The 19,126-nt window shown below is 68.3% G+C and carries 17 protein-coding genes, 1 tRNA gene and 1 pseudogene; 16 read left to right on the top strand and 3 right to left on the bottom strand.

Features of this window, described 5'->3' with window-relative positions; translation table 11 throughout:
* The first annotated feature begins 287 nt into the window (after positions 1–287).
* The 4 genes from ACFHWS_RS01780 to ACFHWS_RS01795 all read left to right on the top strand — a co-directional run bounded on the left by ACFHWS_RS01780 (position 288) and on the right by ACFHWS_RS01795 (position 4,615).
* Complete coding sequence (locus tag ACFHWS_RS01780) at positions 288–635, top strand: VOC family protein (protein WP_289211338.1); 348 nt, start codon at positions 288–290, stop codon at positions 633–635.
* A gap of 61 nt (positions 636–696) precedes the next feature.
* The gene (locus ACFHWS_RS01785; protein ID WP_281551683.1) at positions 697–1,098 is read left to right on the top strand and encodes a VOC family protein; all 402 of its coding nucleotides are present in this window, start codon (positions 697–699) and stop codon (positions 1,096–1,098) included.
* Positions 1,099–1,241: 143 nt separating this feature from the next.
* A complete protein-coding gene (locus ACFHWS_RS01790) occupies positions 1,242–2,429 on the top strand; it encodes a cytochrome P450 (RefSeq protein WP_281551682.1) in 1,188 nt (395 codons plus the stop codon).
* Between the two features lie 239 nt (positions 2,430–2,668).
* The gene (locus ACFHWS_RS01795) at positions 2,669–4,615 is read left to right on the top strand and encodes an FG-GAP-like repeat-containing protein (RefSeq protein WP_416567487.1); all 1,947 of its coding nucleotides are present in this window, start codon (positions 2,669–2,671) and stop codon (positions 4,613–4,615) included.
* Here the strand turns inward: ACFHWS_RS01795 and ACFHWS_RS01800 are convergent, their stop codons facing one another.
* Positions 4,616–4,858 carry a hypothetical protein gene (locus ACFHWS_RS01800; protein ID WP_416567488.1) on the bottom strand — a complete coding sequence of 81 codons (243 nt, stop codon included), beginning with the start codon at positions 4,856–4,858 and terminating at the stop codon, positions 4,616–4,618. It abuts the gene before it with no gap.
* Entirely contained in the window at positions 4,855–5,268 is a 414-nt protein-coding gene (locus ACFHWS_RS01805; RefSeq protein ID WP_416567489.1) for a hypothetical protein, read from the bottom strand. The genes ACFHWS_RS01800 and ACFHWS_RS01805 overlap by 4 nt, the downstream gene beginning before the upstream one ends.
* 983 nt (positions 5,269–6,251) lie before the next feature.
* Between ACFHWS_RS01805 and ACFHWS_RS01810 the strand changes: the two genes are divergently transcribed.
* From ACFHWS_RS01810 to ACFHWS_RS01865, 12 genes are all read left to right on the top strand, one after another.
* A complete protein-coding gene (locus ACFHWS_RS01810; protein ID WP_416567490.1) occupies positions 6,252–7,433 on the top strand; it encodes a TolB family protein in 1,182 nt (393 codons plus the stop codon).
* A gap of 67 nt (positions 7,434–7,500) precedes the next feature.
* Positions 7,501–8,388: a class I SAM-dependent methyltransferase gene (locus ACFHWS_RS01815; protein WP_281551677.1), complete on the top strand. Its 888-nt coding sequence runs from the start codon at positions 7,501–7,503 to the stop codon at positions 8,386–8,388.
* A 6-nt stretch (positions 8,389–8,394) separates the two neighbouring features.
* Positions 8,395–8,643, top strand: coding sequence for a hypothetical protein (locus ACFHWS_RS01820; protein ID WP_281551676.1), 249 nt, complete (start codon positions 8,395–8,397; stop codon positions 8,641–8,643).
* 26 nt (positions 8,644–8,669) lie between these two features.
* The gene (locus tag ACFHWS_RS01825; protein ID WP_416567491.1) at positions 8,670–10,532 is read left to right on the top strand and encodes an FG-GAP repeat domain-containing protein; all 1,863 of its coding nucleotides are present in this window, start codon (positions 8,670–8,672) and stop codon (positions 10,530–10,532) included.
* Positions 10,533–10,534: 2 nt separating this feature from the next.
* Positions 10,535–11,974: an L-seryl-tRNA(Sec) selenium transferase gene (selA, locus tag ACFHWS_RS01830; RefSeq protein ID WP_416567492.1), complete on the top strand. Its 1,440-nt coding sequence runs from the start codon at positions 10,535–10,537 to the stop codon at positions 11,972–11,974.
* Positions 11,971–13,899 (top strand): SelB C-terminal domain-containing protein, encoded by a 1,929-nt coding sequence (locus tag ACFHWS_RS01835; RefSeq protein WP_416567493.1) that lies wholly within the window; start codon positions 11,971–11,973, stop codon positions 13,897–13,899. Before selA ends, ACFHWS_RS01835 begins: the two co-directional genes overlap by 4 nt.
* Positions 13,899–14,936, top strand: coding sequence for a selenide, water dikinase SelD (gene selD, locus ACFHWS_RS01840; RefSeq protein ID WP_416567506.1), 1,038 nt, complete (start codon positions 13,899–13,901; stop codon positions 14,934–14,936). Before ACFHWS_RS01835 ends, selD begins: the two co-directional genes overlap by 1 nt.
* A 38-nt stretch (positions 14,937–14,974) precedes the next feature.
* Positions 14,975–15,068, top strand: a tRNA-Sec gene (locus ACFHWS_RS01845).
* Between the two features lie 155 nt (positions 15,069–15,223).
* On the top strand, positions 15,224–15,667 hold the full coding sequence (locus tag ACFHWS_RS01850; RefSeq protein ID WP_281551671.1) for a hypothetical protein: 444 nt from the start codon (positions 15,224–15,226) through the stop codon (positions 15,665–15,667).
* Between the two features lie 163 nt (positions 15,668–15,830).
* The gene (locus ACFHWS_RS01855) at positions 15,831–16,403 is read left to right on the top strand and encodes a nuclear transport factor 2 family protein (RefSeq protein WP_281551670.1); all 573 of its coding nucleotides are present in this window, start codon (positions 15,831–15,833) and stop codon (positions 16,401–16,403) included.
* 49 nt (positions 16,404–16,452) lie between these two features.
* Complete coding sequence (locus ACFHWS_RS01860) at positions 16,453–17,940, top strand: phosphoesterase (protein WP_281551669.1); 1,488 nt, start codon at positions 16,453–16,455, stop codon at positions 17,938–17,940.
* Positions 17,941–18,041: 101 nt separating this feature from the next.
* The gene (locus ACFHWS_RS01865) at positions 18,042–18,974 is read left to right on the top strand and encodes a hypothetical protein (RefSeq protein WP_281551668.1); all 933 of its coding nucleotides are present in this window, start codon (positions 18,042–18,044) and stop codon (positions 18,972–18,974) included.
* An 18-nt stretch (positions 18,975–18,992) separates the two neighbouring features.
* On the opposite strand, the pseudogene ACFHWS_RS01870 reads toward ACFHWS_RS01865, so the two are convergent.
* Positions 18,993–19,126: pseudogene (locus ACFHWS_RS01870) on the bottom strand (IS5/IS1182 family transposase); the annotation flags it as partial.

Consider the following 19,126-nt stretch of genomic DNA (forward strand, 5'->3'; position numbering starts at 1 on the left):
CTCGCCGGAAACATGAGTATTTCGAGGATCATGTCGCCCCCTCCACGTGGGCCGAATGAGCGGTCCTGTGTAGTCCGCCCTACTTCAACGGGCCTTCTTGGCTATTGTGCATCGACCGGCATCTCCGGCCCGTGGCTGCATGACAGCGCGGTAAGCCCGTCGTACACTCCGTGAGTATCCAGCTCGGTCGCTCAATGCGGCGTCAAGATCTTTCAAGGAATTGTTAGTACGCGATTCCGGTCATCGCCCGTCCAACATCAGCCAGGAGCGTCGACATGTCCCCTCGCGTGACCGGGATCGGCGGCTACTTCTTCCGGTCCCGGGATCCACAGGCTCTCGCCCGTTGGTACTCGGACAACCTTGGAATCGATCCGTGCCCCGGTGGCGACCAGGTGTGGACTCAGGCTGCGGGGCCGACGGTCTGGGCTCCGTTTCCTGAGGACACCGACTACTTCGGCGCCCGTGACCAGGCGTCGATGGTGAACTTCAGGGTCGAAGATCTTGACAGGATGCTCGATCAGCTCCGGGCGAGCGGCACGACGATCGTGGGCGACGTGCACACGGAGCCGATCGGCCGCTTCGCGTGGGCGCTCGACCCGGAGGGCAATCGCTTCGAGCTGTGGGAGCCGGCCTAGGTCTTAGCCAGATGCACGCCCGTCTTCGGCGTGTTTGACCAGTGCAATCGAGAGGAGCGCAGTGTCAGACCCAACCAAGCCACCGTTCGGCACCGTTGTCGGCTTCGACCTGACGGTGCAGGACGCTGACCGGGTACGGGACTTCTACGCCGAGGTGATCGGCTGGAGCCCGATGCCGCTAGACATGGGTGGTTACAGTGACTACTTCATGATGAGCCCGGCAGGGACGCCCGTCGCCGGAGTGTGTCACGCGCGTGGGGGCAACGCGGACCTGCCACCGCAGTGGTTGTCCTATGTCTGCGTCGACGACCTCGATGCCAGCATCAAACGTGTGGTTGAGTTGGGCGGCGAAGTCGTCGCCGGGCCCAAGGGCACCGCGCCGGAAGCGCGATTCGTGGTGATCCGCGATCCTGCCGGCGCCGTGCTGGCACTTCGCGAGCCCGATCGTCCACAGGACGGCTGACCGCCGTCCGGCTGCCGCCCAACAGAGGTTGGCCGACTCATCGGCGTCACTGACGCTTCCACTGTCGCCACGCCCGCTAGATCGTTGGCGGGCGTGGCGACGCCTCCCGGACCCCTGATCGCCGGCACCCCTTGGAGTACGCCATGACCCATACCCCCAGCCAGGATCTGATGGCGCCGTCACCCGAGCAGGGGGAGGCCGTCCTGCTGCCATGGTTGCGACGGATGCTCGAGGACAAGCCCGTCTGGCAGGACGGATACGGAGTCTGGCATGTCTTCCGGTACGCGGACGTGCGGCGGCTGAGCGCCGACCATGAGACGTACTCCTCGGATCAGAGCCGGGTGAATCCGGCAGCCGCCGAACTCGCTCAAGGTAACCTCACGATGCTTGACCCGCCGGAGCACCGGTCACTACGGCGGCTGGTCAGCGCCGCGTTCACCCCGCGTACGGTTGCCGAGCTCGAGCCACGGATCGCCGCAGTGACCCGTGAGATGATTTCAGATCTCGACGGTGAGTTCGACCTCGCAGAGCGGCTGGCCCACCCCATGCCGGTCACCGTGATCGCGGAACTGCTCGGGCTGCCCGTCGGTGACCGGGCGTTCTTCGCGGCCTGCGCCGACCGGCTGTTGAGCATCCACACCGATGATCCGAACGATCCGGCGCTGATGGAACGCTTCACCGCAGCCATGGGGGACCTGTCCGGGTACCTGCTGGAGCACTGCCAGCAACGTCGGCGGAAGCCTGCCGATGATCTGATCACCGCGCTGGTCACCGCCGAAGTGGACGCGCGACGGTTGACCGATCAGGAGGCCGTCAACTTCTGCACGCTACTGCTTTCCGCCGGTCACATCACCTCGACGCTGCTGCTCGGCAACGCAGTGCTGAGTCTTGCCGAGCAACCCTCGACGTGGCAGCGGCTGCGCGACGATTCGGCGCTGATCCCCTCGACCGTCGAGGAGGTGTTGCGGCACCGGTCGCCTTTCGCGCAGGTCGTCCGGGTCACCACCACCGATACCGAGCTCGCCGGAGTGCAGATACCGGCCGACTCGTACGTGATGCCATGGTTGGTGTCGGCGAACCGGGACCCGAGGGTCTTTGCCGACCCGGACCGGTTCGACATCGACCGTACTCCTAACGACCACATCGCCTTCGGCTTCGGCGGACACTTCTGTCTGGGCGCGCCACTGGCCCGCATCGAAGCCCGCGTCGCGCTGTCCGCGCTCGTCGAACGGTTCGCTGATCTACACCTCAACCCCAGTATCCCGCTGCGGTTCTACGGCCGTGGCGTGTTCGGTGTACGCGCCGTCCCGGTCGTGACGACCGTTTCCTGACCGAATCGGCCGGGCCCGGCCGGGTACCAGCTGAACTGAGACCAAGGGGAGATGCGATGACTGACCAGAGTCAGGAGCCCACCCGAGATGCTCGGCGCCAGCCGCCGCGGTGGACGGCAGGGGGCAGTGCCCTACTTGCCCTCTGCCTGCTTACCGGGTGTCTCGGAGTGACGGAGACGACACCCGACGAGCCGCAGGAGTCGGCGGGGGCCAACGCAGACAGAGTCACCATGTCGGCGATGGCGGAGATTTCGGTCGGTGACGCTCCGGCCGGCCTGGAGGCCGCCGACCTCAACGACGACGGCAAGCAGGACCTCGTCGTCGTCAACTTCAACTCGAACACCGCCGCTGTGCTGCTCGGCGAGGGCAAGGGCAGATTCGCGTCGCCGGTGACCTACCGGACCGGCGACAACCCCAACGGCGTGGCGTTGGCCGACCTCGACGGCGACGGCCGCCTCGACATGGTGACCTCCAACTTCAACTCCAACGACCTGACTCTGTACTTCGGCGATGGGAAGGGCGCATTCGCTGGGGCCAAGTCACTGCCAGCCGGCGGCGGCGCGATCCGGGTGAGCGCCGCCGATCTCGACCGGGACGGTTCCGTCGACCTGGCCGTGGCCAACTATCAGGACAACGCCGTGTCGATCCTGCTCGGCGACGGCACCGGTGGGTTCGCCGAGCCGGCCAAGTATCCGGTGGGCAAGGACCCGAACCGACTCACCGTCATCGACGTCACCGGTGACGGGGTGCTCGACATCCTTACCTCGGACATCGGCGACAAGACCATCTCGCTGCTTACCGGCACGGGCGAGGGCACCTTCGGCGCGGCCAAGGCGATGCCGGCTGGCGACACCCCGTCCGGCGTCGCCGTCGGTGACTTCACCGGTGACGGCAACCTCGATCTGGCCACGGGCAACTACGGCGGTGAGACGGTGACCCTGCTCGCCGGTGACGGCAAGGGGTCTTTCGAACGGAAGCAGGAGTTCGTCGCGGCGCGTGGCCCGGGCGACGTCGTCGCCGCCGACTTCAACGGCGACCGCGCCACCGACCTCGCCGCCGTCGCTCCTGAGGCGGCCGACGTCATCGTGCTGTCGAACAGCCGCAGTGACGGAGTCTTCAGCACTGCCCAGTCCTTCTCCGCAGGCGAGGCACCCGCAGCGATCATTGCCGCGGACTTCGACGGGGACAACCTCGTCGACCTGGCGGTCAGCAACTCACTCTCCGGCAGCATCACCGTGATGCTCAACGGCACCCAGACCGCAGCGGGTGCCGACCTCGCGCCGGTCGCGCTGGTCACCAACGAGAACTCGGCCACCGTTTCACTAATCGACGCCCGGTCCTCGACTCTGCTGAAGACCATTGACATCGGCGGTGACCGCCCAGGCGGGGTGGCGCTGACCCCGGATGGCCGACGGGCGTACGTCGCGAACCTCGGTTCCGACAATGTGTCGGTGATCGACCTTCCCAGCCGTCGGTTGCTGACCACGATCGCCGTCGGCCGCCAGCCCAATGGGATCGCGGTGTCGCCCGACGGCACCCGGATACTGGTCGCCAACGAGTTCTCCGACACGGTCTCGCTGATCGACTCGGTCACGAACGCGGTGACCGCCACCATCCAGGTGGGGGAGCGCCCAGTCGACGTCGCCTTCACCCCGGACGGTCGGTATGCCTACGTGCCGACGAATATATCCTTCGAAGTCGCCACCGTGGACGTGGCGCGGGCATCCGTCGTCGCCCGTACCCGCGTCGGCGCACGTCCTGGTGGGGTGGCGGTCAGCCCGGACGGTCGCCTGGTCTACGTCACGAGCATCGCCGACGACCAGGTGACGGTAGTCGACACCGCTACCAACAAACGCGTCGCAAACATCGACGTAGGTGACTGGCCGCTGAAGGTTGCCTTCAGTCCGGACGGCCAAAACGCCTACGTGGTGACCTACAGTTCCGACGCGGTCAGCGTCGTCGACGTTGCCAGGGGCGCGGTCACCACAACGATCGAGGTCGGCATCCGTCCGTACGGGTTGGCGCTGTCGCCGGACGGCCGTCAGGCGTTCGTGACCAGCCAGAGCGGCAACTCGATCTCCGTGGTCGACTTGGAGCGAGGCGAGTCAGTGGCGACCGTGGAGGTCGGCGAACATCCGATCGGGGTGGCCTCGGTGCTGGCCCCGGTGGAAACAGTCAACGCGTAGTCAGCCGAGACCAGGTGCCCGTCGACGGCCGAATTCGTCATCGGATCCGGCCGTCGGCGGTGTCACCGGTGTCACCACCTGCCGCGTGACCAGCCCGAGCAGCGCTGCTACTGCGGCGTTCGCCGCACCGATCTGCGTCACCGTGAGTGGCACGACGTCAAACGTCGCGAGAAGGTTGAGCAGCGCCAGCACCGCCGACTGAATCAGCACCGGCTCCCGCCGCCAGATCGACCACCGCGTCATAGCGACGTCCACGCCGGTCGTCCCCACCGGCGGGCGAAGGCGAGTGCCTCCGGGGCCAGTCTGGTCCCGTACTCAGCCTGGTCGTCCGGTCCGGCCGGCCCGTTGCCACCGACCACCAGGACGACGATCGGCTCGAAGCCAGCCGGCACGCCCAACTCCTGGCGCAGCCGCTGGTGGTCGAAGTCCCCGAGTTGGCGGCACTGCCAGTCCTGCGCCCGCGCTTGTACGCAGATCCGGCTCACCGCCATTCCCAGCTCGTATTCGGCGCCCAGCATCGGCACGCCCTGCTGATCAGCGGTCTGCGCCAGCGCTAGCAACAACGCGGCGGCCCCTCGCGTGTGGCTCTGGTGGGCCGGGTTCAACGCGGTGCGCAGCAGCGAGAACGTCGTGTCGCCACGACAGCCCAGCATGAACCGCCACGGTTGCCGGTTCCCACTCGACTGGGTCCAGCGCGCGGCCTCGATCAGCCTTGCGAGTTGCGCGGTGTTCAGCGTCCCCGTGGTGAATCGCTGTGCGGAGTCGGCTGGCGCGAGGAGCGGGTGTAGCCCTGTCTGATCAGGTGGACTCGTGGGTGGCATGAGCAAGGCCTCCACCGGTGCTTTGATCTATCGCTTACTGGTTTATCGCAACAGCGGCAGGCAGTGATCTCCTCCGAAATCTTGCTAATCGATGAGCGCTGCCTTAGCGCAAGTTAGAAGAAGGTTGTCCCTGGGCCAAAGGGCTAGAAATTGATCGAGCGTCAGTCATGCTCGTGCCCATCAACCGAGAGGCAAGGAGATCAGCCGTGCCGCCACCCTCGGGTGCTCATCAACCAGACTGGCAGGCCGCTATCGAACCACGCGGCGAGGGCTTCCGGCTCCGTCGGGTAGCGTCAGATCCGGCTGGTTCCGGAGACGGTGCCATCTCGCCCGATGGTGCCTTCTTCGTGGCCTCATCGAAGCGGGCCGGAACCGTCAACCTCTGGATATTCGACCTACATAGCGGCCGGTGGCATCAGGCCACCCGAGGAGCAGGTGATGACATCGAGGGGCAGTGGTCCCCCGACGGTCGGCGCATTGTCTTCACTTCTACCAGGGGCGGACACAAACAGATTTGGTGGTACGAAGTCGCCACCGGTCGCATTGAGCAACTGACGTTCGGCGATCATGAGGAAGAGTATCCTTCCTTCGCGCCGGACGGCCAGCGCGTCTTGTACGTCGGTGGCCCCTGGGGGCGCCGGTATTTCTACATCGTGCCCGCCGGTGGCGGTGCTCCGCGTGTCGTGGACCGGCCACCGGGTAGGGCAGGTGCTGGTTCCTGGGCGCCGGACGGCCGTTGGCTGGTGTGCCATTCCTACGACACGGGGGCCGGAGCGATCTTCCTGCAGGACTCAGCAGGCGCCGAAGAGATCCCGGTGACCGACGGGACAGCTTGGGACTACAAGCCCACCGTCTGTCCCACCCGGCAGGTCGTCGCGTTCTCCCGCAGCAACGAGGGCCGCTCGGTCATTTGGGTGCAGCGCCTCGGCGACGGATCCGGCCGTCCCCTGGTCACCACCGGAGCGGACGACCGGTGGCCGACGTGGACCGCCGATGGCCAGAGCCTGTTCTTCCACCGGCTCATCGACGAGGGTCGCGCGATCGGCATGTGGAACCGTGCCACGGGCGAGGTGCAGGAGCTCGTCGGGGCGGACGAACGGCCGCGGTACGCGTCGTTCGACCCAGCGGCGCGCCGGATCGTCTACGCCAGCGAACGTACCGGACGATCCAACATCAAGATTTTGGATCTGTCCGACCATGTGGTGACGGCTCTGCCGGTGGGAGAGGCGTCCTTTCCCGCCTGGTCGCCCGCCGGCGAGCGGATCGCGTTCTGCTCGCGCCGCGGATTGGCGCACCGCTGGCAGATCAGCACGGTGGACGTGGCGACCGGTGAGGTCCACGACTGGACATCGGGGGTGGTCGGGCTACGCCGCCTGCATGGTCCGCTGAGCTGGTCACCCGATGGCGACCGGCTGCTGTTCAAGAGTGAAACCGAACCGTTCGCCGCGAACATCTACGAACTCGACCTGCGTACCGGCGGGGTCAGTGCGGTTACCGACGACTCATGGTGGGACGAGTCTGCGGCATACACGCCGGACGGCGCCGCGGTGGTCTTCATGTCGACCCGCGGCGGCGACTGGACCTGGGGCTTTTACCGCAAAGATCTGGCGACCGGCGAAATCGAGACGCTGGCGGGGCCGGACTACGTGGAACGGAACAATCCACGGCTCACCCGCGACGGCGTCCTGTTGTCGACGCTGGTGGCCGGCACCAGCGAGGAACTGTACGAGCAGTGTCCCGACGGTACGGGGCGGGTCGTCGCGGAGGCGGGTCAAGGTGTCCGCTATCCGGTGCCGTCGGCCGACGGCCGGATGGTGCTGTTCGCCCGCACCCATCGCACGGTGGAGTACTGGCTCGCCGAAAACGTCTGGGCGGCGGATTCACCGGTCGCGGACTTGGCGCGTCCGCTGGTCGCGCGGGCTGCGGGAGGTACGCCGATCAGTGAGCGGGCACCGCTGGGGCCGGTCCGAAGCCCGGTCGACACGCGACGCAGATGACGGATGTGAATCGCTCATCCGGTCGGGTGAGCTCCGGACGAACCGCCAACCAATCTGAGGAGTGCCTGTGGAGCCGCAACTACTGCGACCCGGCCCGCCCGCCGCGACGGCGCCGTCGGACGGCGCGGACAAGAACCACATCTATGACAGTGTTACCGCGCCGATCTGGCAGTTGGCCGTCTACCAGCCGGTGCATGCCGGCTGGGAGTTCACCAACGTCGGTGGGGCGGCGTTGCTCGACCAGATCACCGAACCGCTCCGACTCGGCGCCCGCCATCGGGTTCTCGAATGCTGCTCTGGAACGGGAGCGGTCAGTCGCTACCTGAATGTGCGTCGCGGTTGTGCGGTCACCGGCGTGGAGATCAACGAGAAACAACTCGATCACGCCCGCCGGCTCGCGACCGGAAACCCGGACCTGCGGTACGTGCTGGGCGACGTCGAGCGATGGCAGCCGGACGGTGCCTACGACCTCGTGCTGGCGATCGACTCGCTGAGTCTGCTCGCCGATCCGCAGGCGGTGATGCGGACCGCCCATCGGGCGTCGTACCCGCGTGGGGTGTTCGCGATGGCCGATACCGTCGCCGGTAGCAGCATGTCCGACGAGACCCGGGGACGGGCCTGGGATCTGGACGGCATGCGGCCGCTGCCGGGACCCACCGCCACGGTGCGGATGCTGCGGTCAGCCGGGTTCGACGACGTCGAACTGACCGACTGCACGGCGATGGCGGTCGAGTGCTTCGAGCGGATCGGCACAGCTCTGGTGCGGCGTGAGGACGAGATCTCCGCCCTCGTATCGGCTGATGAGCTGCGGCACTGGCGGGACTCCAGCGAGTTCTATCTGGCCGCGTATCGAAGCCGCCAGCTCACCTACTGGCGTGGCGTGGCCCGGCACAACGACCACCGCGGCACCGTGTCCGCGTCGCGGCGCCGCGCCCGAACGACCTACGGAGGGTAAGTAACGATGGTCTTCAAACGGGAGCCAGTGATCATTCAGGCCGGACTGCTGGCCGTGTTCAACCTCCTCGGCGCGTTCGGCCTCGTGAGCTGGTCGTGCACTCAGATCACGGCGGTCAACGCGGCGATCGCGGCCGTCCTCGGGGTGATTACCCGCCAGTTGGTGACCCCGCTGCACGACCCACGTGACGCCGCCGGCCGGCCGCTCAGCCGGCGTCCGGCGGGCCCGGGTGACGGCGAACGGACCGTGGCATGAATCCACGCCGTCTGACAGCACCGGCGATGGCTGCAACCCTGCTCGCCGTACTCGGCGGGCTGAGCGCCCGTCCGGTCGCCTCCGCCGCGGAACTCGCGGCGCTCGCCGCCCCCTTCGACTTCGTGGTGACCCCGCTGAATTCGGCGCCCCCGATGGCCCACGGTGACCGGACGGTCGCTCCGGAGCTGGCACATCTGCGGTCCTGGATATCCGCCGTCGGCGCCGCCGTCGGGCTGACCGACGCCGACGGCAACGGCCGTGCCGACGACACCTGCCTGGTCGATCCGCGCGACAATTCGGTACGGGTCGCCCCGGTGCGCGGCACCGGAGATCGTTTCGCCGCCGTGCGGCTCACTCCCCCCGGAAAACCCGACCTGGCGGTCGCGCCGATGGGCTGCGTCCCGACCGACCTCACCGGGGACGGAATGACGGACTTCCTTGTCTACTACTGGGGGCGTTCCCCAGTGCTGTTTGTCCGGGCGGGAGAGGGCTACCAGGGCAGGGACCTCGTCGAGCCGGCCCAGCACTGGAACACCACCGCGACCGTGATCGCCGACATCGACGGCGACGGCAACCTGGACGTCCTGGTCGGCAACTACTTTCCAGACGGTGCGCGGATCCTGGACAGGCGAGCCGACGACGACCAGCGGATCCAGATGCAGGCCGGGATGGCCCGGGCCGGCAACGCCGGAATCAACCGGTTGCTGCTGTCCCGCCCCGGCGGACCTGGCCGCCCGCCTGTGTTTGTCGACGCCAGCACGGCGTTGCCGGACCGGTCGGCACGATCCTGGACGCTCGCGTTCGGGCTGCAGGACCTTACCGGGGACCTGCTACCTGAGATCTACGTGGCCAACGACTTCGGCCCCGACGATCTGCTGGTCAATCGGTCTACTCCGGGACGTCCGGTGTTCGAACGGGTCGAGGGGCGCAGGGATGCCACCACGCCGAAGTCGAAGGTGCTCGGCCACGACTCGTTCAAAGGCATGGGCGTGGCGTTCACCTATCGCGGCGGGCAACCGCTGCCGACCGTTCTGGTCAGCAACATCACCACTGCCTGGGGGCTGCAGGAGAGCAACTTCGCGTTCGTGCCGGAGGGATCCGGCGAGGATCTGCTACAGGGGCGGGTCCCGTACCGTGATCGAAGCGAGCAACTCGGGCTTTCTCGCAGCGGTTGGGCCTGGGACATCAAGGCCGTTGATTTCGATGCGGACGGTGCGGACGAAATCCTGCAGGCGACTGGCTACCTGCAGGGCGACCGGTGGCGCTGGCCCGAGTTACAGGAACTTGCGATGGCCAACGACCAGGTGCTCGCCCACCCCTGGGCATGGCCTAACTTCCAGCCCGGCGACGACCTGTCCGGCCATCAGCACAACCCGCTGTGGACCTACGCCGCCGACCTTTCGCCGCCCCGCTACGTCGACCTCGCGCCACGGCTCGGGCTGGGCTCACCGTGGGTGAGCAGAGGCATCGCGATCGGCGACATCGATGGTGACGGCCGGCCGGACGCGGTGATCGCCAACCAGTGGCAGGACTCCGTCGTGCTGCTCAACCGGAGCCGTACGGCATGGCCGCACACCACCATTCGCCTGCTGCGGCCCGGTCCGCGCACCGGGGCGACACCGGCGATCGGAGCTCAGGTGCGAGCCGTCACACCCGGTGGCGCGCAGTTGTATGCCGAGTTGCAGCCGAGCAACGGGCACGCGGGATCGTCCGCACCGGAGTTGTTCTTCGGCACGGGCAGCGGAGCTGACACGGCCTTCGCCCTGAAGTGGCGTACGTCCGGCGGTGTTCGCCGGGCCGCAGAGATCCGGTTGTCACCGGGCATTCACACCCTGCTCCTCGATGACGACGGCACGGTCCGGTCGATAGACGACGACAAGGGACGATGAACATGATCAAGACGACCGGCATCGCGACGACCACCATCGAACCGTTCGCCGACGCCGACGAGGCCGCCGCCAGCGCCGACGCTGACCCGGCGGCGGCCCGCCGCCAGATCATCCGTACCGATCGGGCCCTCACCGACCCGAGGCTGGCTGCGGCCGTCCGTCGGCACGGCCGCCCGGCGGTACGCCAGGCGCTGCGCGACGCGCAACAGGAGGCGCGGCGCGGCGCGATCTCCCCGGACCAGGTCGTCCGACACACCGCCGATCTCGTCGATCGGCGCGCCGAAGGCGTCCGTTCGGTGATCAACGCGACCGGGGTGCTGTTGCACACCAATCTCGGCCGTGCTGTGTTGTCCGCGCCGGCCCGCCGGGCGCTTGAACGGGCCGCGGGCTGCATCGACATCGAGTACGACCTCGAGAGCGGCCGGCGGGACCGACGCGGTAGGGCCGCGCTGGAGGCGTTGGCCGCGGCCGTACCGGCTGCCGGTGCGGTACACGTCGTGAACAACAACGCGGCCGCACTGATCCTGGCCTCGGCAGCCCTGGCCAGCGGTCGCGAGGTCGTCATCAGCCGTGGCGAGATGGTGGAGATCGGTGCGGGCTTCCGGCTGACCGATCTGGTCGCCGCCGCCGGTGCCCGGCTTGTCGAGGTCGGCACCACCAACCGCACCTCGCTGGCCGACTACGCGGCCGCGGTGTGGTCGGGGACCGGATTCATCCTCAAGGTTCATCCGTCCAACTACCGGATCGACGGCTTCACCTCCCAGGTCGATGTGGGCGCGTTGGCCGGGCTCGGCGCACCGGTGGTGGTCGACATCGGCTCCGGGTTGCTGGGGCCGGAGCAGGTGCTGCCGGACGAGCCGGATGCGGACACCGCGCTGCGCGCCGGCGCGGCCCTGGTGACGGCGAGCGGCGACAAGCTGCTCGGTGGCCCGCAGGCCGGCCTGTTGCTGGGCCATCGCGAGGTGATCGCCGAGCTGCGGCGCCATCCGATGGCCCGGGCGGTACGGGTCGACAAGCTGACCCTCGCCGCCTTGGAGGCCACCGTCCGCTGTCCACCCACCCCGACCCAGCAGGCACTGCGCACGACTGTCGACGAGCTGCGGGCCCGGGCCGAGACGATCGTCGGCCGACTCACCGCAGCCGATGTGCCGGCGGCCGTGACGGACACGACAGCCGCCATCGGGGGTGGTGGAGCGCCGGGGGTACGGCTGCCGAGCTGCGCGATCAGCGTGCCACAGCACCTGTCCCGGCCGCTGCGGCGACAGCCGATCGCGGTCGTCGGCCGGGTACGCGACGGCCGACTGCTGCTCGACATGCGTTCTGTGCCAGCGGAGCTGGACGAAGTCGTGACGGCGGCGGTACTGCGGGCGGCCACGTCACCCGCTGGCCAGTCGCCGGACGAACCAGGCCGGCCCACACCCATGGCGGTCGAGCGGCGATGAGCCACGTCGTCGCCACTGCCGGTCACGTCAACCACGGCAAGTCCAGCCTGCTCCGGGCACTGACCACAATGTCGACCGACCGCCGACCGGTCGAGCGCGATACGGGTCGGACCGTGGACCTGGGGCACGTCTGGACCCACCTCGACGACGGTCGGGAGGTCAGCTTCGTCGACGTGCCGGGACACCGGCGATTCCTCGCGAACACCTTGGCCGGGGTGGGTACCAGTCCGGTCGTCATGTTTGTGGTGGCCGCCGACGAGGGCTGGCAGCCACAGTCGTCCGAGCACCTGGCGGTGCTTGCCGCGTTGAACGTGCGGTACGGCGTTTTGGTCACGACCAAGTGCGATCGCGCGACACCGCAGTGGGCGCAGGCCGACGCGGGTCGGCGGTTGGCCGCCGCAGGCCTGCCGAACTGGCCGGCGGTGGCGGTGAGCGCTCGCACCGGTGCCGGCTTGGCCGCCCTGCGGGAGGTGCTGACCAAGGTGCTGCGGCAGGTGCCGCAGCCGGACCGGGCAGCTCCGGTCCGGCTGTGGCTGGATCGGACGTTCACGGCGGCGGGCACCGGCACTGTGGTGACTGGCACCTTGCCGGCCGGGACGGTGCGGGTCGGGGACCGGATGAAGCTGGGGCCTGACCGTCGACCGGTGGTGATCCGGGAGGTACAACGGTGCGGCAGCGCGGTGCAGGCGGCACACGGCGTCAGCCGCGTGGGTCTGGCGCTGCGCGGGCTGCCGGCCGGCGTCGCCACCCGAGGCTGGGCGCTGGTAAGTCCAGGGCACTGTTGGATGTCCACCTGTGTGGACGGGTGGCTCGACCGGCCCGGCGGCGTGGACGGCCCGGCGCCTGAGCAGGTGGACCGCCCGCTCGGTGGTCGGCCGCGCCGGCGACACCTGCCGGCGTCGCTGCGGCTGCACCTGGGTAGCGCTGTCACGATCGCCCGGGTCCGGGTGCTCGACTCTGACGGCGAGTCGCTGGCCGTCCGACTCGACCTCGATCAGCGAATGCCGTTGCTGGTTGGTGACCAGGCGGTCCTGGTCGACCCGGGGGCGGCCGGTGAACGGATCGTCGGACAGCTGACCGTCGTCGACGTCGATCCACCGCCGTTGGGTAGGCGGGGTGCCGCCGCCGCTCGCGCCTCGGCGCTGCGGGACGTGACGACGGTGCCCCGCGACACCTGGCCGCTACGGCTGCGGAAACTGATCACCGTGGCGCAGTCACGGGCCATGACGGGGGCAGCGCCGCCGACCGACGCCCTGAGCGTCGGTGGCTGGCTGCTCGATCGGGCGCACCGGGACCGCCTGCACGCCAGGCTGGTACAGCTGGTAAGCGGTGCCGGCCGGGACGGACCCGCCGAACAACCGGTTCCTACCGGGCGCGTCCACCACCCGGCCGACCGGGATGGCTCGATGCCGGTGCCCGGTATGCCGGCCGGCCAGGCCAGATCAGTGCTCGGGCTGCCCGATTCCCGGCTGCTCGGACTGCTGCTGGCACCCGGGTTGGCCCTCGCCGGAGATCTGGTCGTCCCAGCAGACCAGCAGCGGCGGATGTCCCCACGGGTGGCGACCGCGCTGGACCGGCTGCGTGCCGCACTGAGCAAAGGATCCGGCTTCGAAGCTCCCGACGCCGACGGGCTTCGGCGGCTCGGATTCGACCCATCGGTGCTGGCGGCGGCCCGCCGTACCGGTCAGGTGCTGGTGCTGGGGCCCGCCGTGGTGCTGCCGGTCGAGGCGGAACGGGCCGCCGTCGAGGTCCTTGCCCGACTCGCGCAGCCATTCACGGTCGCGCAGGCCCGCGTCGCCCTGGGTACCACGCGTAGAGTGGCCGTGCCGCTACTGGAACATCTGGATCATCGCGGTTGGACGGTCCGATGCGCGGACGGGGGCGCCCGACGGCTGAGTCCGAGAGCGAAGACAGGAGTCGAATGATGCCCGGGTCCACCCCGCAAGCCGACCCGCCGATCGGGCCGATCCGGCTCACCCAGTATTCACGTGGTGGCGGCTGCGCCTGCAAGATCCCGGCCGGCGAGCTGGAACGGCTGGTCGCAGACCTCACATTGACGCCCTCCGGGCAGCCGCTCGTACCCGCCGGCCGGTTGCTCGTCGGTCTGGACACCGGCGACGACGCCGCCGTGATCGAGGGCCCCGGAGGTACCGCGTTGATCAGCACGGCCGACTTCTTCGGTCCGGTTGTCGACGACGCCTACGACTGGGGGCGGATCGCGGCGGCGAACGCGTTGTCCGATGTATACGCGATGGGTGGGCGGCCGGTTCTCGCGATCAACCTGCTCGGCTGGCCTCGCGAGCGGCTGCCGATGGAGTTGGCCCGGGCGGTACTCCAGGGCGGTGCCGATGTCGCGGCTCAGGCCGGATGCGCTGTGGCCGGCGGGCACAGCATCGACGACCCGGAGCCCCGCTACGGCATGGCGGTGACCGGACTGGCTGACCCCGGCCGGCTGCTGCGTAACGATCAGGGCTCGGCCGGCCTGCCACTGAGTCTGACCAAACCGCTCGGCGTCGGGGTGCTCAACGCCCGGCACAAGGCGACCGGTGAGCGCTTTCCACACGCGATCGCCGAGATGGTGCGGCTCAACCGGGACGCAGCCGAATCAGCGGTCCGGGCGGGCGTGCGGTGCGCCACCGACGTCACCGGTTTCGGACTGCTCGGCCATCTGGTCAAGCTGGCTCGGGCGAGCAGAGTGGGCGCCGTCATCGACGCGTCAGCGGTGCCCTACCTGGCGGGCGCCCGGCAGGCGGTGCGGGACGGCTATGTGTCCGGCGGCACCCGACGCAACCTGGAATGGGTACGTCCGTGGGTCGATTTCGCCGGGGTGGACGAGGAGACCGCGTTGCTGCTGGCCGACGCGCAGACTTCCGGTGGTCTGCTTGTCGCCGGTGAGGTCCCGGGCGCACCGGTGATCGGCGAACTGGTGCCATCGGGAGGCACCTTGGTAAAGATCCGCTGACCCCACACCAATCTCACCAGTCACGGGATCCGTCCCGGGGAGGTGTACGGGCGCCTGGTGACGCTCCGCGGTCTTCAAAACCGATGTGACCGGGTATCCCGGTCAGGCGGGTTCGATTCCCGTCCACCTCCGCTATCGTACGCAACCGTAGAGAGGGCGCACGCTTTTTCGTTGCATAGAAATGATCTCAGGTTCGCCGCCTGAGGAGGACATCAAATGCAACGAACTTCATTGGCTGATCGGGTCGAACGGCGGCCCTGGTCGCAGCCCGGTCGATGTGGCTGGCCATGGACGTGACGAGCCTGGTCGCCTCGGCCGCAGCTGTCATCACCGCGTTGCTCAGCTACCTGGGCGGGCGCCAGATGGCTCATCTGGCGCATCGACGTGAGGTCGCGCGGCTCGCCCGACTTGTCCGCAACGACACCGCCGCCGCCGAGCAGGCCGCAGCCCAGGCCGATGAACGGGCCCGGGGTGCGGTGCTGGCCGAGCGCAACGAGCTGCTGGCGAGGTGGCGGGTGACGTTGGACGAGGCGCGAGAGGAACGCCGCCGGCTCGTCGAGGAGCATCGTGTTGAGACCGCGCGACTACGGCAGGAACACCGCGACGAGCTGGCCGGGTACCGGGAAAGCGCCCAGGCGGTCATCGCGGATCTGCGCGTACAGAATCGCGCACTGCGTGATCAGCTCAACGCCGAATACGCGAGACGCTACGGCCGGACGACGCACGACTGAGGTGGGCCGCAATCGCAAGAGTAGAGAAGAACGGCCCGGTCCCTGGCAATGAAAATAGAGGCAGCCGGGTGATGCGGATCCGAAACAACGACCCGCGACCGGTGGACGCAGTGAACGCTGTGCCGGTAGACGACCGTGCACACCAAGAAAGGACAACCCGCACATGACAGAGATCCAGGATTTCGGACGGCAGCTCGGGGGATTCCTCGGGGGTGTCTTCGGTAACGCGGCAGGTGGCGCCGGTTCGATCTTCCAGCCGGACCCGCAGGCCGAGATCGAGGTGCGCAAGCTCCTCGCCGACCTGCAGAAGGCGTTCGCCGAAGGGGACATCGAGACGATCCTGGCCAGCCTCGCCGACGACTTCACCACCTACGAACTGGGTGCCACCGACGGCTCTCCGTTGGAGATCACCGACCCGGGCGTGATGCGTGAGTACCTGACCACGCTCTTCCCCAGTGCGGGCGAGACCCAGAACAAGTCGATCAGCGCCACCCGGGTGGTGGCCACCGCGAACATGGGTTTCACCCTGGAGGGTGGAGACGTCGTGATCGCCCGCGCCGACGGGACCTTCGAGCACCAGCCACTCAACGCGACCGCGGTGGCGGTGCGTACCGCCGATGGCTGGAAGTGGCTGCACTGGCACATGTCCGAGGCGGGGTCCCGGTTCCGGGTGAACGCCAACGGCGTCCGCGTCGACCTGGCCACCGGAGCTCCGTTGCCCGGACCGACTGACTGAGCCCAGCTCCCCGGCCATCGCCGGCTGTCCGTCCAGGAGGACATTCACCATGGACCAGAACGTCGTCGGGCAGCAGGCCCCGACGGTCGAACACAACAACAACGGTGAGGAGAACACCTACCCGAACTATGTGGCGTGCTTCCATAAGGGCCTGCCGCACGACGACGATGGCGAGGTCGACCCGAACGCGTACCGCCAACTGCTGCGGGCGCTAGCCAGTCGGTCGCCGGAGAGCTTCGAGCGCGTCCCGATGGGCACCGTGGATGGCGTACGGCTGACAAACCCCCTCGCCGGGCTGGCCCGGCACGCCTCCGGCACGCCCAGCGATCGGTTCAGGCTCCGACCGGCACCCCGGTTGGACGGTGCCGAGCATTCTGCGGAAATGGTGGAACTGTACTGGATGGCGCTTTGTCGCGACGTGCCTTTCGCCGAGTTCGGCTCGGACCCGACGGTGGCTGAGGCTGCGGCTGAGCTCGGCGCGCTCAGCGACTACCGGGCTCCCCGCTCGGACGGATCGGTCACCGCGGCCACCGTCTTCCGTGGCGACACCCCGGGCGACCTGGCCGGGCCGTACCTGTCTCAGTTCCTGCTGCGTGATCTGCAGTTCGGCACGTTCCGTACGCAGCAGCGTCAGGACACGGTGCGTCCCGGCCAGGACTACATGACAACCTGGAACACCTGGTTGAAGATCCAACGCGGATTCAGCCGAGGCCTCGGGCCGCAGGACCGGGATCGCAACCGCACGCGGTATCTCGCAACCCCCCGCGACCTGGCCCACTACGTGCACTTCGACGCCACCCAGAGCCCATTTCAGCCATACCTTCACGCGGCGCTGATCCTGCAGGACCTGGACATGCCGCTGGACGCCAACCTGCCGTACCAGTGGTCGATCAACCAGCTCGGGTTCGGGACCTTCGGTTGGCCGCATCTGTACGACCTGGTGACCGGATCGACCGCCCGCGCGTTGCGGACCGTATGGTTCCAGAAGTGGTGGGTCCACCGGCGGCTGCGTCCCGAAGCGTCTGCCGGGTTGGTACACAAGCACCTCTCCGGGCGTCGCCGATACGACTTCCTCCACCATGAGGTGCTCGAATCGGAGGCGGCCCGGCGCAGCTTCGCTCGCAACGGAAGCTACCTGCTACCGCAGGCATATCCGGAGGGTTCGCCCACCCATCCGTCGTACGGTGCCGGACACGCGGCGGTGGCCGGTGCCGGCGCGACGCTGCTGAAGGCGTGGTTCGACGAGACCGCGGTGATTCCGAATCCGGTCGAGGTGAGCCCGGACGGCACCACCCTGATTCCCTACCTGGGCTCGGATGCCGCACGGATGACCGTCGGCGGGGAGCTCGACAAGCTCGCGGCGAATATCGCGATCGGTCGCAACATTGCCGGTGTGCACTACCGCAGCGACTACGCCGCCTCGCTCGAACTCGGCGAACAGGTCGCCATCGACATGTTGCGTAGTCAGCGGGGGTGGTTCGAGGAGAACTATTCGCTGACCCTGACTCGATTCAACGGGCAGTCCGTGACCATCTGACCGGATTGCCGCGGGTGTCCCGCCGGCGGGCTGACCACAGCCACCGGCGGGACACCCCCCCTGTCCGCGAGACATCTGATCGACCTCCGAGGAGAAGCGCCATGCCGACCTATCCACCTGTCGGAGTCGAGCCCGCACCGACTCCGGCCGTGACGTCGACCGTCGCCGACCGACGCACTCCGGCGCTGCGCCGGTTCGCGGTCTCCATCACGGTCCTCACCGTGGCGGGGCACTGGTTCCTGGGATTCGAACAGGCACCGATCGTTCCGCTCGTCGTGGTCGGCTACGCGTACCTGTTGGACCTCGCGTTCGAGTGGTCGACCTCGTGGGCGCAGCGTCGGCGTCCGGGATTCGCGGGAGGCTGGCGTCGTCTGGTCGACCATCTGCTGCCCACCCACATCAGCGCGCTCGCCTGCGCGATGTTGCTGTACGCGAACTCGTCGCCATGGCCGTACCTGTTCGCGATCACCGCGGCGGTGTCCAGCCGCTACCTGATCCGGATTCGAATCGACGGACGGCACCGGCACGTGCTGAACCCGTCGAACGCCGGCATCACACTGACCCTGCTGCTGTTCTCCTGGGTGAGTATCGCGCCGCCGTACCAGTTCACCGCGGACATCGGAGGGGCGCTCGACTGGCTGGTGCCGGCGGCTGTGCTAATGGCGGGCACGGTGATCAACGCAAAGTTGACCGGTCGGATGCCGCTGATCGTCGGTTGGCTCGCCGGGTTCGCCGGGCAGGCCGTGGCGCGATGGCTCCTCGCCGATCACGCGTTGCCGGCGGCCTTGATGCCGATGTCCGGCCTGGCGTTCATTCTGTTCACCAACTACATGATCACCGATCCGGGCACGACACCGCACCGGCCCGTCAACCAGGTCCTGTTCGGAGTGACGACCGCGATGGTCTACGGCTTGCTCGTTCTGTCACACGTGTCGTACGGGCTGTTCCTGGCGCTGACCATCGTGTGTGTGATGCGGGGGGCGTTGTTGGCCGGCTTGGGCCTGCGACGACGGGTGCCGGTGGTCCGCCCCTAGGGCGTGTATCAAAGTCGGTCACAGCCACTCGTTGATCGCCGCGACCTGCACGGTCGCCTCGTACCGGACGGCGAGTTTGTCGTAGCGGGTAGCGACGGCACGGTTGCGCTTGAGCCGGTTGATCCCGCACTCGACCGCGTGGCGCTGCTTGT

Source organism: Micromonospora sp. LOL_013, from assembly GCF_048060315.1.
GTDB lineage: Bacteria > Actinomycetota > Actinomycetes > Mycobacteriales > Micromonosporaceae > Micromonospora_E.